This window comes from Tenacibaculum sp. SM2510 (genome assembly GCF_057002845.1).
This window is the reverse complement of the sequence record NZ_CP192703.1, coordinates 1,210,770-1,226,573: the sequence shown is the minus strand read 5'-3', so window position 1 is coordinate 1,226,573 and position 15,804 is coordinate 1,210,770. Positions and strand designations below refer to the sequence as shown.

Below are 15,804 nucleotides of genomic sequence, written 5' to 3'. Positions count from 1 at the left end.
TATACTAATTTTTTAAGATATACCAATCAATATCTTTTAAAACCATTCGTCTACCTTTTACTGTTACAGGATAATTAGTCACTAAATAATTTACAATAATTTCTTGATTTTCACCTAAATCCCATAGGTTTTGAGTTTTTTGCATCCATTTAATTGCAGCATTCCAGCTTTCAGCATTCATTTTATTTTGGATAACTAATTTTGCCGAATGACAATTCGTACAATTGTTAACAACTGTCATTAAGCCTTCTGCGTCTATTAAGCCAGTTCTTACATGAATGCCCTTTTCAATTCTGTCTTCATCTTCATCAATAGCACTATAAACAAGATTTGCTTTTTTATTTTCGAAAATCGAAAATGTAGGATCGTATATTGCAAAAAGAAGTAAAATAGAGGCTATAGAAGTGAAAAACATCGCTAAATAGGCAGTATTCTCCGCTTTTTTTATTTTTTCTTGAAACTCTTTATTATCAATCATTAAATAACTTTTATTGCTATTCTGTGGCACGCATTATTTAAATACCCTTTAGGATTCCAGCCTGGTACAAGCATTGGCTGTGCAATACCATTAGTATCTGTTGCTCTTGCCCAAACTTCATAGTAACCTATTTTCGGAAAATTTATTGAAGCCGAAAAATGTTGCCAAGCAAGACGGTTTATTGGTTTTTCAACAGAGCAGGTCGTCCATGTTGATCCAAAATCTATTGAGTATTCCATTTTATTAACCTCTAGTTCTCCAGCCCAAGCATGCCCTCTAATATCTAAACTTTTTCCTTCGTTAATGGTTGCGCCAGTTTTTGGATAGGTAATTAATGATTTTACAGGCATCGATTCTATAATACACATATCTTTATCTTTTACTTTCTCACCTGGAGCAACCGGGTTGCAAGGTATACGATAAGCAGTTCCAGTCATTTTTGTACCATCATGAACCTTATTTCGAATACTAATTCTATTAACCCATTTGCCAGAAACTGACGCTGGCCAACCACCAGCAACTAAACGTAATGGATATCCATGGATTAATGGAATTTCTTTGTTATTCATTTGAAAAGCTAAAATAGTTTCATCTTGTTGCGCTTTAGATATTGGACAGCCTCTAGAGATTGGTTCTTTTGACGGGTCACCACTTAAATGAGCGTCAGCAGAATGGTATCCAATATATACGGCATTACTTTTAATGCCTGCATCTTCTAAAACATCTCGCAAACGTACACCAGTCCAAGATGCGCAATGTACAGCACCAATTGTCCATTGATTTCCTTTTGCTGGTGGGGCAAATTCGTTTCGTCCGTTACCACCACATTCTAAGGTTAATTGATAGGTGTGATGTTTAAACTTTGATTTTAAATCATCAAGAGTATATGTTTTTTTACTTTTAACAGATTCTCCATCAATAGTAAGTGTCCAAGTTTTAGGATTAATATCTTCAGGTGTCTTACCGTTATTTCTAATAAACATAGAAGAATTTGGTGTAACCTTATCATCTAATAAATGAGCCTGTGCTTCAATATTCCAAGGTTTGTCATTCAGCACTATCATGCCCTTGTTCTTGCTAAAGATTTTAAAAGGATCTGAATCTTGTAAGGCCAGAGGAATATAGCCATCTACCATTTTAGAACCAAAAACAAGTTCTGCTCCTAAAGTTGTAGCAAATGAAGCTAATACTGTTTTTTTTATAAACGACCTTCTTTTCATGACAATAAAATTATAGTAGTAGGTGTGCAATGTACATTAATCGACGGTGTTCTTGTGTAACAATTATTACATGAAAATAAATAAATCAATTATATATTGCGTAATTATTAAAATAAACAACATAATTATGAGGATAATGAAAAAAGATTTTGAAACTGGTTTTACAGGTTGGGCATTTATTTTAGCAGCAGTGCTATTGTGGTTTAGTTGGTTATTATCATCTCACCACATTGGTGAATATATAGTTGCTTCAGATTTTCCTAAAATAGGAGAGAGTGTTTGGTATTGGATATGGATGTATCGTATTCATATTTTTGGCTGGGTTACTATGGGTATTTCTATGTTTGCATTAATGTCAATGATTACGGGTAGACCTTATCGTGTAGTGGTACTTCCAGGAATAGGAATGCTTATCGTAGGTACTTTTACCCTAGCAATTGCAAATGCGTTTTATTACAATTTTGGTGCTTGGGGTGTTGGACAAACAGCGGGTAAATCAGTTGCAGAAATAGCTGTATTTATGGATAGTATTTTGTCAACCAATCAATACGTTACGTGTTTTATACGTTTTGGACGTATATTTTCTGGTGTTGGATTCGTGTTGTTAGGGTATGCTTTTGTTAAATGGAGATTAACAAGTACTTGGTTAGGTTGGTTTACAATAGTGTTAGGTGTTGTAACAGTAGGGCTTATTTTAGCTATTGCAGATAATTACGAAATTTACAAACCTATATTTCACATTAAAGTAATTTGGTTAGTTATGATGGGACTTACATTGCTAAAGCAAGGTATTCATTTACCTGAATCAAAATCTTAAGTTTTTAAATAATTTAGAGGAGAGGGTTGCTTTTTCTCTAAATTATTTCTTTACAAACGTTACAGTCATTTTTATCTTGTATTTCTCCTACTAATTTACCGTTTTCATTTAAAACAAACCCACAGCAATCCATAAAGCCTTGTGCTATTAGCTTACGAGCACGTTGAATTTGCGATTTAGTTGTAGGTAAACTTTGCTTTAAAGTATCTGCTACTTTTTGCTGTTTTAATCCTTTTATATCTGATAAAAATAAAGGATCTCTATATGTTTTCGGTAAACGTTCTATGATACCACGTAAACAATCTTTTTCGGTATGTGTGGTTGTTTCTATGCTTGTTTCTGTTTCGGAATTAGCCAATTCAAAAGTCTTATTCATACTCTTAAAATAGTCCATTATAGAGTTTCTAGCAATGGTAAATATCCACGGCTTTAGTTTAGTTATATCTTTTAGCGTATGAAGTTTGGTGTGTATTTTAATAAAAGTGTCTTGTAAAATATCTTCAGTAACCGTTGCATCTTTTACCTTGCTTAAGATAAAGTATTTAACGTCATCAGCATATTTTATGTAAACTTGATTTGTTGTCATTCTATAAATTTACAAAAATGTTATTACAAAGCTGAAGGTATTTTAAATAGAAAACACTTCAGCTTTGTAATAACAAAAGTTAACAAATATGTTATTAACAGTTACAGTTTTTGCAAGAGCAATTTTCACAGGTACAATTAGAGCAATTACCTGTTTTACAACCATCACAATTACACGTACATTCGTTTTTATATTTCATGATATTTAATCTTTAAATTCATATAATAGACTTTTAAATATTAGAAAAGATGCAGTTATTTAGGAAAATATTTTTGCAGCTCTTTTCTAATAGGTATTGATTTTATTGGTGAAATATTTGAACCACCTGTATTTCCTTTAGGAACCCAAGTATTTGTAAATAAAATAGCGGCTAAAAGTCTAGTGAACTGACCTGCTATTTCTTTACTGTTTATTGTCTTAATTCCGTAAATAAACATCCAGTAATGTGATAGCGTATGTCTATATAAATGTTTTTGACCTAAAATATGAGTATTTTCTAAATGATAAAAAGACACTTTAAAGCGATTGCTTCTAAGTGTCTTTTTAGCGAGTATTAATTGATTGTAATATTCTTGTTTACGTTGTAATTTAGTCATGATTTTTTAATAAGATGACTAATTTTTATATAAAAAGATGCGTTTTAATTTACCTTTAAAAGTTCGATATCGAATATTAAAACAGATCCACCAGGAATTCCTTTTGTTGTAGAAGAACCATATCCTAGTTTAGAAGGAACTAGTAAAACACCGCTTCCGCCTTCTTTAAAATAAGTGATTCCTTCTGTCCATCCTTTAATAACTTGTTGTAAGTTAAAAGAAATACCAGCACTATCACTTTGGTCAAATGTTTTACCATTTAAGTAATAACCTTTGTACGCAACGGTTACATTAGAGTTGCTTACAGGCCTTGTGCCCGAGCCTTCATTACTTACAACATAATATAAGCCAGAATTGCTTTTTTTAGCATCTAAATTGTTATTTGCTATGTATTCAACAATATCAGCCTCATTTTTAGCATCGTAGTTTATAGAATCTTCACTACACGATATAAATAATAGGGTGATTAATGCTGTATAAAAATAAGATTTCATAAAAGAGTTTTTATAATTTGATGAAAATTAATTTACTTTTTCTCCATTTACAAAAGTTTCTAAAACTTTTGTGTTTGGTATTTTGTCGCCGTTAACAGTTATAATATCATTTTCTAAGATGATGAAGTCGGCAAGTTTACCTACTTCAATACTTCCTTTTTCGGTTTCTTCAAAATTAGCATAAGCATTCCAAATAGTCATTCCTTTCAAGGCATTTTCTCTAGATAAAGCATTGTTCATTTGATATCCTTTCTCTGGATATCCTTTTAAATCTTTTCTGATAGTTGCAGCGTAATAGGTATGCAACGGACTTACGTTTTCTATAGGGAAATCGGTTCCTAAAGCAACCATGCCATGTTGTTTTAATAAATCGTTATAGGCATAAGAACCTTTAATTCTTTCAGAACCTACACGTTCTTCTGCCCAATACATATCGCTTGTTGCGTGTGTTGGTTGAATAGACGGAATGATATTTTTAAATAAATGAAAATCTTTTAAATCAACAATCTGAGCGTGCTCAATTCTCCAACGACGATTGTCTTTGTTTTTTAAGAATTTATTATAAGCTTTAAGCATTACATAATTGGCAGAATCACCAATGGCATGCGTGTTCATTTGATATTCAGAACTAGCAATTCTTTTTGCTAAACGCTGAAGGTCATCATACGAGTTCACTAAAGCACCAAAATGTCCTTTTTTATCAGAATATTCCTCTTTTAAAGCACCACCACGAGAACCTAAAGCTCCGTCTGCATATACTTTTACCGAACGAACATGTAATTTATCAGTTTTTACAACGCCTTTATTCAGGTAGTAATCTAAGTTTTCTTTGTTGTTAGAAATCATTGCGTAAATACGCATTTTTAAATCACCTGTTTGTTGTAAACTATCAATCAATTCAATTACTTGTCTATCTAAACCGGCATCATCAACGGTTGTTAATCCTAAGTCGAAACAAATTTTTTCAGCGTCTTTTAAAGCCTGAATTTGTTCTTGTTTATTCGGTTTTGGCACTTCAATGAAATTCATTGCATTGTCAATTAAGACACCTGTAAGTTTTCCATCTTTCTTAAAGAATTCACCTCCATCAATTTTAGTATCAATTGTAATACTTGCTAAATCGATTGCTGCTTGGTTTACCAACATTGCATGACCGTCAATTCTACGAACTGCCACAGGAATATCAGGGAATAAAGCATCTAGTTTTTCTTTTGTAGGAAATTCTTTTGTTTCCCAATCATTTTGATCCCAACCACGACCGGTTATAAAAGTGGTGTTTTTTTCTTTTTGAAATTCAACCAACTTCTGTAATACTTCATTGTAACTTTTTGTACCTACTAAGTTTACTTTTTGCTGCTGTAAACCTAATCTGTAAAAATGACAATGTCCATCAATAAAACCAGGATATATAGCTTTATTTTCAGCATCGATAGTTTTTGATGAGGTGTATTTATCTTGTATCTCTTTATTAGTTCCTATAGCGATAAATTTACCGTCTTTAATCGCAAAACTTTCAGCCTTATCGAAATTAGAATTAACTGTATATGTGTTTGAATTAATAACAATCGTGTCTACTTTTTCTTGTTGTTTACAAGAGGTAATAGCGATTGAAATGGCAATGATTAATAATGATTTTTTCATGAATTTGAATATATTAAATAAGCGATATATAAAAGTAAAAATTGTATAGGTAAGCGTATAATGGCAATTTTTTTAGATCCTATAGCAGGTTTTTCTTTAAATAAATCCCATATATGTAATGGTAAAAAAACGACCATTAGCACAAAAAAACCGATGGCAGCATTTTTAGCAGTAGCATTAAATAAAAGACCTATTCCGATTGTAACTTCGATAAAACCTGCAACATAGTTTACAGCTAGTTTAGGAAGTGGTTTGGGAATAAAACCATTAAAAAAACGTGGTTTTAAAAAATGCATAAAACCTATGTAAGCAAAGAATAAACCAAAAATTATACGAAGAATTAATACTAAAATTGTCATCCGTTATGGTTTTATGGTTTCGTTATTATATAAATACTTGTCCATTAAATATACAATACTTGCCATTGATGCACTTCCTAACTCCAGCTCACGTTTATTAACTTTATCGAAAGTATCGCTAGCAGCATGGTGATAATCAAAATAACGTTGAGAATCTGGTCGGTATCCAACCAAGGTAACGTGCTCATCTTTTAAAGGACCAATATCAGCGCCACTTCCGCCTGCTGTAATATCATGTAATCCGTAAGGAGCTAATAATCTTTTCCAGCTTTGTAATAATTGAAGGTTCTTGTCATTGGCATCGATAGAGAAACCTCTAGGTGTATGACCTCCAGAATCAGATTCTAAAGCACCAATATGATTTTCGTTGTTCAGTTTTGCTAAACGCGCATATTCTGTAGCACCACGCAAACCGTTTTCTTCATTCATGAAAAATACAATACGAATAGTGTTTTTAGGTTTGATGTTGTTCTTTTTTAATAAGTAAGCTACTTCTAACGATTGTACAATTCCTGTTCCGTCGTCATGAGCGCCATCACCTAAATCCCAAGAATCTAAATGCCCACCAATAACCATAATTTTATCAGGATTTTCACTTCCTTTAATTTCACCAACAACATTGTGTGAAGGAGCGTCTGGCAGTGTTTCACAGCTTTGTTTTAAGTAAAACTTAAGTGTTGGGTTTTCTTTTAAATGCTTGCTTAAGTTTTCGGCAGCTCTTGAGCTAATTGCAGCCGAAGGAATATATTCTGATTTAGGAATGTCTCCATAACCCATTGATCCGGTATGAGGATAATCATCTATTCCGTTTGTCATAGAACGAACGATAACTGCTTTTGCGCCGAATTTACCAACTGCTGCTGCTCCTCCAAAACGCTGACCAACACATCCGCCGTAAGCTTTAAAAGTGTGAATTAAAGTATTATCAAAAGCACCATTAAAGAAAACTATTTTACCCTTGGCTTTATCTCCTAATTTTTCAGCTTCTTCTAAACTTTTTACTTCAATAACTTCTGCTGTAATTCCGCTATTTGGTGTTGCAATAGAACCCCCTATCGCACAAACAGGAACATTAACTTCTGCCCCGTTAAAGCTATAATTTGCAACTTCTTTTTCTCCACGAACCCAATGTGGTACCATAACTGGTTGCAACCAAACAGAGTCTAAACCAACTTCTTTCATTAATTTTTCGCTCCAAATAACAGACTTTACTGCTCCTTCAGAACCAGATAAACGGCTACCTACATTTGTAGTTAAGTCTCGTAACCATTCGTGCGATTTCCCTTCGATTAAGGCGGCGTTGAATAAGTTTTTTATTTGAGTTGAATCTATTTTTTCTTCAGCAGAAAAAACATTAGAAGTTAAAGGGGTTTCTTTTTTTTCTGTTTTACAAGAAATTACAAACAACCCTGAAATTAATAAAAGAGATATTTTTTTCATTTATGACACTGTTTTAAAGTGCCATAAATGTAAGTTTTATATTTTTAATCGTAAAGTGATCGTAAAGATTTTGATTTGTAGTTGTTTACTTTAAGTTAAGCCTAACTATTCTTTGTAAATAGTTAGGCTTAATTATATTTAGATTGTTTTTCTTAGAAAAGTGAATCAAATTTCCAAGTTAAACCTCCCATTGCTTGGAAACCTTGTACATTAAAATTATTAAATCTTTGATAGCTGTTATTGAGTACATTATTAAGGTTTAAAAAGACAGAAAACGAGTCGTCAAAATGGTATCCACCATTAAAATTAATGTCAAAATAACCATCTAGGTTTATGGTTGAAAAAGTTTGCAAAGGTAAAACATCGTATAGTTTTCCTTTTCGTTGGCCGACAAAAAAGAAGTTAGCACCTGCATACCATTTCGCTGTTTTATAAGTTCCGAATAGCTCTCCTTTTATTTTTGGAGCATTCCAAGCTTCTAATTCGTTTGTTACTGTAAATTTATTGAATTGACCGTTTAAGCCTACACTTAAGTTTTTAATTCCGTCGAAAGCAACTTCACCAAAGAAAGATACTCGTTTAATATCGTCGTATGTGGTGTTAAATGAGTTTCCGTAATCATATCCGAAGAAAGAAAAAGCATCTGTTCCTGCAATATTATTTCCGTTAGATTTTGATTGGTTTAAAGCAAAAAAAGCATTGTTTTCAATATCGGCATAACTTGCTTTAAAATTATAGCTAAACTGAAAATCTAACTTACCTCTTATTCCGGCAAAGACATCATATTTCTTATTGGTTTGCTGTAGGTTTTGAGTAGGAGAGATGTACGGATTTTTTGTTGATAATGATTTGTAAGTGTTTGTTTCTAAATCTCCTGAAGCACCAATAAAAACGCTTGCAAAATCGTTTACAATAGGATATGATATTTCTAGATCAGGATACGCAAAGAAATTAGTTTCGTTGTTCTCTAAGTCTAAAGAAACATACGTTTTTGCTCCTATTTTTATAGCTAAGTCTTGTACTTTAAAATTATATGTTGGGTGAATACCTGCAGTGGCAAAACTATGTTTTAACTCGACTTGAGTTTCGTAGTTTTTTTCAAATTTAGTACCTAAATAGCTTAATGTTGTGTTTATATATAAATCATTTAACTGACGGTGAAAAGTATTTAGAGGAAATTTGAATTTAGCATTTCCATCAATTAAAAACTCATTACTACTTAATGCATCTGTAAAAAATGAAATACTACCATTTGTTTCGTCAAGATAAGAATCATCGAATTTAATGGTTCCAAAAACTTTAAAAAAAGTATATGCTTGTTCTTCTTCAATATTACTAATAGTAGCGTTAGTAAAAGGTATGTTTGTAGGCAAACCATACCAATTATGCTTGTTTCGTTCTGCACTTATGCCTGCTCTCCAATTTGAATAACGTTCTTGTTGTGCATAAAACAAGTTTAAACCCATGTCGTAATATGTACTGCTAAGAACTGTTTTTTCAACAGGATCAGCAGAGAGAATAAATTTTAAATGGGCTCCGAACTCACTATCGTAACTTTCGTTTCTTCTTACGTAAGCTTCTAAAAAAGGAGCTATTTTATTTCCGAAACCAACGGATAAGTAATTAGGGAATAAATGCTCTCTTTTTCCTAAGTCTACCTTTTTCATTACGCCACTTTTGGGGATAAAGGTAGAGGCAACAGGAACTGAAAATATGGTGTATTTTAATTCTTTTTTCTGTGTTTCTTTTGTGTGTTTTATAATTGGTTTTTGCTTTATTTTAAAAGCATCAGTAATTTTAGGTACATATGAGGTAACTACATTAACTACCTCAGTTTTTATAATAGTGTCTTTCGCTTTTTCAGTGGTTTTCTTTTCTTGTGCATTTGCAATTGATATTGCAAACAACACAAATAAACCTAAGTGCTTCTTCATTGATATAATCATTGAACTTTTTTTTGTGTTTAACAAATTTAGTTTTGGGTAGTTACCGATTCGTTTGTTTTTGCTTCTTTATTTTTTATAGAACGAAGCTCGTTTGTAGCTTCTTCTGTAACATCTTTGTACTGCGTAAAATTCTTAATAATGTTTTCTAAGATGTAAGTTGCTTGGTAGGCATCTTTTAAAGCGTAATAATTTTTAGCCATTACAATGTAACTTTTAACTCCCCAGTATTTGTATGAAGAGTAATTGGCTATTAAATTTTGCACTGCTTTATTAGATGCTTCATAATCTTTATTTTCATTTAAAAAGAACGCATTGTAATACAAGCTTTCAGCTTTTAGTTCGCCAGTAGCTTTTTTGCTAACTTCATTAAAAAACTCTTCAGCTGTTAAAAAATCATTCGTTTTAAAAGCAGAGCGCGCAAAGATTATTTTTGCATCTTCAGCTATGTTTGTATCTATTTTGTCGGTTGCTAAAACTTTCTCTGCATAGGTAATTGCGTTTGAGTATTCTTTTTTGTTATAATACCCTTTCATTAAATTACTTTGCGCAAAGGTTATGTTCTGCGGATAATTAGCAATGGTTTCTAATTGCTTTAAAAGTTGTATTCCTTTATCCCAGTTTTCTTCTTCTAAATATATATTAGCAAGTTTGGTTAATGATTCTTCAGAAAATTCGCTTTTATTTTGATCTACAACATAGGTGTAGTGTGGCACTGCGTTTTTAAACTGCTTGTTGTTATTATACGATTGCGCTAAGTAGAAATGAGATTTTAAAGCATGTAATCCGTTAGGGAAAGTTAAAAGATATTTATTGAATCCTTCTATTGCCCTTGCTGTATCGTTTTCTAAAAATTTGTTTTCTGCAGATTGATAAGTAGCATTGTCTAGCTCTGCACCTGTAACATTTATAAATTTTACGTTTTTAACCCAAACCGCATATTCATCAACTTTACCAATATCAATATATACGTTTTTAACATTGGTAACAGCTTGTTTAGCTTCTTTAGAGTTAGGATGTTTCGCAACAACTTCTTTATACTTTTCTAAAGCTTTTTTATTTTGATTACCGTTATAGTACAACAGTCCTTGACGTAAAAGAACATTAGGAATATAGTTACTATTAGAATGCTCAGATAATAAACGATTGTAAGTTTTCTGAGCCTTTACTGTGTTGTTTGTTGCAGTATATGTTGTTGCTAACTGAAACAAAGCATCGTCTTGTAATTGAGAGCCTACGTAATCGTTAATAAGGGTTTGTAAGCTTTTAATTTTCGTGTCATTTTGCCCCATAAATCCATAACTCATGGCTGTTTGGTATTGTGCGTAATCTGCACCTACACCGCCTTCGTTAATTACTTTTTTATAAGCGTTAATTGCTTTTAAGTAGTTTTTAGAAGCATAAAAAGAATCTCCTAGTCTACTTGAAGCATCGTCATTTAAATCATTATTATCTATTTTGATATCTAAAAATTTCTGAAAATATTTGGCAGCATTTTCATATTTTTTTTGTTTAAAATAGGTGTAGGCAATATTATAATCTAGTTTTTTTGTGTCCTCTAAATCTTTGTTGGTAATTAATAAAAAGCTGGTTAAGGCTTTGTCATAATTACCTAATAAGTATGCTGTTTCAGCGAACCAAAAATTCCCTTTATTATTAATTGTGTCGTTTTCAGAAAGAGTTGCCTTGTGAAAATAAGGTTTAGCATCTGCTAATTTATTTTCATTAAATAACTGAATACCTCTGTACAATGATACTTCATTTGCAATGTTGTCGTTTTCTAAAGACTTTACATTACTTAAATAATCTAAAGCACCCTGGTAGTCTTGTTGATGCAAATAAGAGGTGATTAGTAATTCGTTTATTTCAGGTGCATTTGGTGAGTTTGGGTATTTTGCTAAAAATCCTTTTAAAACAACAGGAACACTCTCGTACGGATTTCCTTGTTCGTAACTCAATTTGGCATAACTTAATGAAGCACTTTCCGTTATTTTAAGATCAAATTCCATTTCGCTTGCATTTTTAAATGCGTTTAAAGCTGCTGGTTTTTTTTGTAATTCTAAATAACATTCACCTAAATGATAATAAGCATTCTGAGCAACTTTATTGTTACCGCCAATAATTTTATTAAAATTACCAATAGCCTCTTCGTAGTTTTTTTGCTGATAATAAGCGTAACCTAAATAATAATAATCGGTATTAGTCCACTTACCATTTTTACCTTCATACGCTGTTAAATATGGAATTGCCTGATCGTATTTTTTAAGATTAAAATAACTCTCCCCAATTATTTTAGAAACCTGAGAAATCTCTTTTTCATCTTTTGATTCTTTTAAAAGGTTTTCTCCAATTTTTACAGATTTATCAAAACGCCCAGCTTTAAAACTAATATCTAAAATATAGTAATTTGCTTTTGCTTGGTAAGTGGCATCGTTTGCTAACTGACTTAAATTATCTTCGGCCTCACCAAAGTTTTCTTGTTTGTAAGCAATATATCCAAAGTAATAACGTGCATCGTTACCATAAATAGGATTTCCAAGTAATGTTTGAAAACGAGATTTAGCATCTTTTAAATAATTAGATACCAATAAAGCATATCCCATCTTATAGTTTAACTGATCTCTTTCAGGTTGACTTAATAATTTGTCATTTACCTTTTGATACCATTTTAATGCGTGCGCAGCTTTTCTATTTGCAAAATAATAGTTACCTACATTTATAAAAGCTTTCTCCTTTTTGTTATTATAAGGGTAGTTTTTTACAAACTCTAACACTTTATTGTCAGCATCATCTTGTATTAGTTTTATAGCACACATTGCATCATAATAATCGGCATCAGCTTTTCGATTTTCATGTTGACTAGCACTTTTAGAAACATCACTAAACAGTTCTTGTGCAGCAGCGTACGCTTTGTTGTTGTATAGTTTTATAGCTTTGTGGTAATCAGATGTAATCTCTGAATTAATAGCAGACTCTTGTGCTATTGTAGTTGTTGAAAAAGCGATTAAAAACAATAAATAACAGCTTTTTTTATAACAAATAAATCTCATATATTTTAGTTATCTAAAAGGTATAACGTACCTTTTTTGTTTTTGTTGGTAAACAATACATCAAAAATAAGAAATGTTATAGAATTAAGTAATAAAATTTTAGATTTGTAAAAACGAATCGATATATGGAAAGACCTGTTTTACATCTTGAAAATGCTGATATTTATCAGCAAGACAACTTAGTATTATCAAAAATTAACTTCAGATTAAATAAAGGGGATTTTTATTACTTGATAGGAAAGACAGGAAGCGGAAAAAGTAGCTTGTTAAAAACCCTGTATGGCGATTTGCGTTTACAAAGAGGTTTGGGTGAAATTGTAGGTTTCGATTTAAAGAAAATGAAAGAGAATGAAATTCCTTTTTTAAGAAGAAAATTAGGAATTGTTTTTCAGGATTTTAAACTTTTAAATGATAGAAACGTTTTTGAAAACTTAGAATTTGTTTTAAAAGCTACTGGATGGAAAGATAAAACCGAAATGAAAGATAAAATCTACGAGGTTTTAGATAAAGTAGGAATGAAAGAAAAATACTACAAAAAAACATTCGAACTTTCTGGTGGAGAACAACAACGAGTTGCAATTGCAAGAGCTTTGTTAAATGACCCTGAGTTAATTTTAGCAGATGAACCAACAGGTAATTTAGACCCTAAAACATCGCTTGAAGTAATGAATTTATTAAATGAGATTCATAAAAGCGGAAAAACAATACTAATGGCTACGCACGATTATCAGTTAATTGTTAAATTTAAACAGAAAACAGTTAAGTGTGAAGGAGGAGAGTTATTTGAAGTACAGCAGCAGCAGCAAACAGTTTAGTTTTTTTAAAAAATAAACCCACTTCACGAATGAAGTGGGAAAATTGCTATGAAAAACTATGAAAAAGAAACACTACTAAATGCTTCCTCGTAGCTTAAGTCGTAATCTTTTTAAAAAACTTACACAGTTATAATATTTTTTTATAAATAAAACCCTGAGCAATTAAAATACTCAGGGTTTTTATAATAAAGTGCTTAAAATTATCTTACAAATTTAAAGCAGCATTGTTATTTTTAACAGCTTCAGCTGATGCAGCTAAGTGCGCTTTTTCAGCATCTGATAAATTAATCTCAACGATACTTTCAATTCCATTTTTACCTAAAACCACAGGAACTCCGATACATAAATCAGATAAACCATATTCACCTTCTAATAAAGTAGAACAAGGGAATATTTTTTTAGTATCACAAGCAATAGCTTGTACCATACCTGAAACAGCAGCACCTGGCGCATACCAAGCAGAAGTACCTAATAAACCAGTTAATGTAGCTCCACCAACTTTAGTATCTTGCATAACTTGCTCTAACCTTTCTTCTGATAAAAATTCAGAAACAGGAACAGAGTTACGAGTAGCTAAACGCGTTAAGGGGACCATTCCTTTATCAGAGTGACCTCCAATAACCATTCCGTCTACATCAGATATAGGAGCTCCTAAAGCTTCTGCTAAACGATATTTAAAACGGGCAGAATCTAAAGCACCACCCATACCTATAATTCTGTTTTTAGGCAATTCGGTAGCTTTATGTACTAAATAAGTCATTGTGTCCATTGGGTTAGAAACCACAATGATAATCGTGTTAGGAGATTGCGCTACTAAGCTAGCTGCTACAGACTTTACAATACCAGAATTGATACCTAGTAATTCGTCACGAGACATACCAGGTTTACGAGCAATACCAGAAGTAATTACACAAACGTCAGAATCAGCTGTTTTGCTATAATCTCCTGTTGTACCTGTTATTTTTGTATCAAAACCATTTAAAGAAGCTGTTTGCATTAAATCCATTGCTTTACCTTCAGCAAAACCTTCTTTAATATCTACTAATACAACTTCTGATGCGAAATTTTTAATAGCAATGTACTCTGCGCAACTTGCACCTACAGCACCTGCTCCTACAACTGTTACTTTCATTTTTTTATATATTTAATTGTGATGATTAATTTAAGTTGCACAAAAATAACGATTTGACTATGGATATAAAAAGAAAACCCCATTGAAATTTCAATGGGGTTTTGTATATGTATATTTTTTTTAATTTACCTAAAGCTAAAAGCGATACCTGCATTTACAGAATTATATTCTTGCATTGTATAGCTTCCAAATATTTTAAAGAAACCTAAGCTTAAGCGAGTTCCTATAGTTGCGTTAAAGCTACCGGTTGTAGTACTTAAAGATAATGGGTTTTTACCTAAGTCTTCTCTAACATTAATCAATGGGTTACTAGAAGATTGGTAATTTGCAACAAAACTATCACCTTTTAAATCTAACTGAGTGTTTCCGCCATTATAACCAACACCTCCATAAAAATTAATAATAGGAAAGTTAATTGAAGCAATTGCTTGAATGGTATACGAGTTTAATTTAAATTGAGTAATACCGTTTCGAACCTCTATGTTGCCATCTACATCACCTATCGTATAGTCTACATTCATGTTTGTATATGCTGCCAATAAAGAAACGTGTAAGGGTAACTTATCTAAAGGGCCAAACCAACCTGTAATTTCTTTTTTCAATCCAATACCAAACAAATCTCCTTTTACATCGTCAGAGCCAACTTCTGGCACATAACGAACCATTGCTTCTAATTTAAAAGGAAGTCCTAATCCTACCTGAATAGAAGGAGTAGGAGTTATATTTACATCTTCACCTTCTGGCATTGTAAAGTCAACAGATACATCCATGTCGTTTGATCTACCGTTAAAAGTTAAAGTAGGTGTGTTAATATTATTATCTGCAGCTATTGTAGGAGAAATTGTATTGCCATTAAGATCAATATTATCTGATAAACCTAATTTTGTTAAATTAAATACCTCATCCTTTGAAGGAACAAAAGAGCCACTTGCAGCAATTGTTATATCAAAACCAAATTTCTTATGGACTTTAGCTGTATGATACCAGCCATTATTCATGCTGTAAATTAACCCTTTCATAGCTGGGTTCAAATAAGCATTCGTTAATTTAGAAGCGTCTTCTTTTGCTAAAAGAATTGTTTCTAACTCTTGCGCTTTTGCACCAAAAACTAAAGTGAAAAGAGTTACTATAGATAAAATTGTTTTTTTCATTTTACTAAGTTGTTTATTTTAGACAAATGTAAGAAAAAAGCTCAATCTTTTAAGATTGAGCTTTTTAGTTTATAGTAGTTTA

Annotated in this window: 14 protein-coding genes; 2 read left to right on the top strand and 12 right to left on the bottom strand. The window is 31.8% G+C overall.

Annotation, left to right across the window (positions count from 1 at the left end):
* Positions 1–4 precede the first annotated feature (4 nt).
* Both ACQ629_RS05420 and ACQ629_RS05415 read right to left on the bottom strand, forming a co-directional pair.
* Positions 5–478: a monoheme cytochrome C gene (locus tag ACQ629_RS05420; protein WP_483706928.1), complete on the bottom strand. Its 474-nt coding sequence runs from the start codon at positions 476–478 to the stop codon at positions 5–7.
* Positions 478–1,698 (bottom strand): sulfite oxidase, encoded by a 1,221-nt coding sequence (locus tag ACQ629_RS05415; protein WP_483706927.1) that lies wholly within the window; start codon positions 1,696–1,698, stop codon positions 478–480. Before ACQ629_RS05415 ends, ACQ629_RS05420 begins: the two co-directional genes overlap by 1 nt.
* Before the next feature lie 136 nt (positions 1,699–1,834).
* On the opposite strand from ACQ629_RS05415, the gene ACQ629_RS05410 reads away from it, so the two are divergent.
* On the top strand, positions 1,835–2,515 hold the full coding sequence (locus ACQ629_RS05410) for a hypothetical protein (protein WP_483706926.1): 681 nt from the start codon (positions 1,835–1,837) through the stop codon (positions 2,513–2,515).
* A 37-nt stretch (positions 2,516–2,552) separates the two neighbouring features.
* Here the strand turns inward: ACQ629_RS05410 and ACQ629_RS05405 are convergent, their stop codons facing one another.
* From ACQ629_RS05405 to ACQ629_RS05370, 8 genes are all read right to left on the bottom strand, one after another.
* Complete coding sequence (locus ACQ629_RS05405; RefSeq protein WP_483706925.1) at positions 2,553–3,101, bottom strand: sigma-70 family RNA polymerase sigma factor; 549 nt, start codon at positions 3,099–3,101, stop codon at positions 2,553–2,555.
* Positions 3,102–3,355: 254 nt separating this feature from the next.
* A complete protein-coding gene (locus ACQ629_RS05400; RefSeq protein WP_483706924.1) occupies positions 3,356–3,697 on the bottom strand; it encodes a DUF3703 domain-containing protein in 342 nt (113 codons plus the stop codon).
* A gap of 44 nt (positions 3,698–3,741) precedes the next feature.
* Entirely contained in the window at positions 3,742–4,191 is a 450-nt protein-coding gene (locus tag ACQ629_RS05395) for an FKBP-type peptidyl-prolyl cis-trans isomerase (protein ID WP_483706923.1), read from the bottom strand.
* Between the two features lie 27 nt (positions 4,192–4,218).
* Positions 4,219–5,832: an amidohydrolase gene (locus ACQ629_RS05390; protein ID WP_483706922.1), complete on the bottom strand. Its 1,614-nt coding sequence runs from the start codon at positions 5,830–5,832 to the stop codon at positions 4,219–4,221.
* Entirely contained in the window at positions 5,829–6,191 is a 363-nt protein-coding gene (locus ACQ629_RS05385; RefSeq protein WP_483706921.1) for a DoxX family membrane protein, read from the bottom strand. The genes ACQ629_RS05390 and ACQ629_RS05385 overlap by 4 nt, the downstream gene beginning before the upstream one ends.
* Positions 6,192–6,194: 3 nt before the next feature.
* Positions 6,195–7,631: a M20/M25/M40 family metallo-hydrolase gene (locus ACQ629_RS05380; protein ID WP_483706920.1), complete on the bottom strand. Its 1,437-nt coding sequence runs from the start codon at positions 7,629–7,631 to the stop codon at positions 6,195–6,197.
* A gap of 152 nt (positions 7,632–7,783) precedes the next feature.
* Entirely contained in the window at positions 7,784–9,565 is a 1,782-nt protein-coding gene (locus ACQ629_RS05375; protein WP_483706919.1) for a hypothetical protein, read from the bottom strand.
* 38 nt (positions 9,566–9,603) lie between these two features.
* Positions 9,604–12,624, bottom strand: a complete 3,021-nt coding sequence (locus tag ACQ629_RS05370; protein ID WP_483706918.1) for a tetratricopeptide repeat protein — start codon at positions 12,622–12,624, stop codon at positions 9,604–9,606.
* 125 nt (positions 12,625–12,749) lie between these two features.
* Here ACQ629_RS05370 and ACQ629_RS05365 point away from each other — a divergent pair, with 125 nt between their 5' ends.
* Positions 12,750–13,439, top strand: a complete 690-nt coding sequence (locus ACQ629_RS05365; protein ID WP_483706917.1) for a cell division ATP-binding protein FtsE — start codon at positions 12,750–12,752, stop codon at positions 13,437–13,439.
* 205 nt (positions 13,440–13,644) lie between these two features.
* Here the strand turns inward: ACQ629_RS05365 and mdh are convergent, their stop codons facing one another.
* Entirely contained in the window at positions 13,645–14,571 is a 927-nt protein-coding gene (gene mdh, locus ACQ629_RS05360) for a malate dehydrogenase (RefSeq protein ID WP_483706916.1), read from the bottom strand.
* 125 nt (positions 14,572–14,696) lie between these two features.
* Positions 14,697–15,722, bottom strand: a complete 1,026-nt coding sequence (locus ACQ629_RS05355) for a DUF6588 family protein (RefSeq protein ID WP_483706915.1) — start codon at positions 15,720–15,722, stop codon at positions 14,697–14,699.
* Positions 15,723–15,804: the final 82 nt, after the last annotated feature.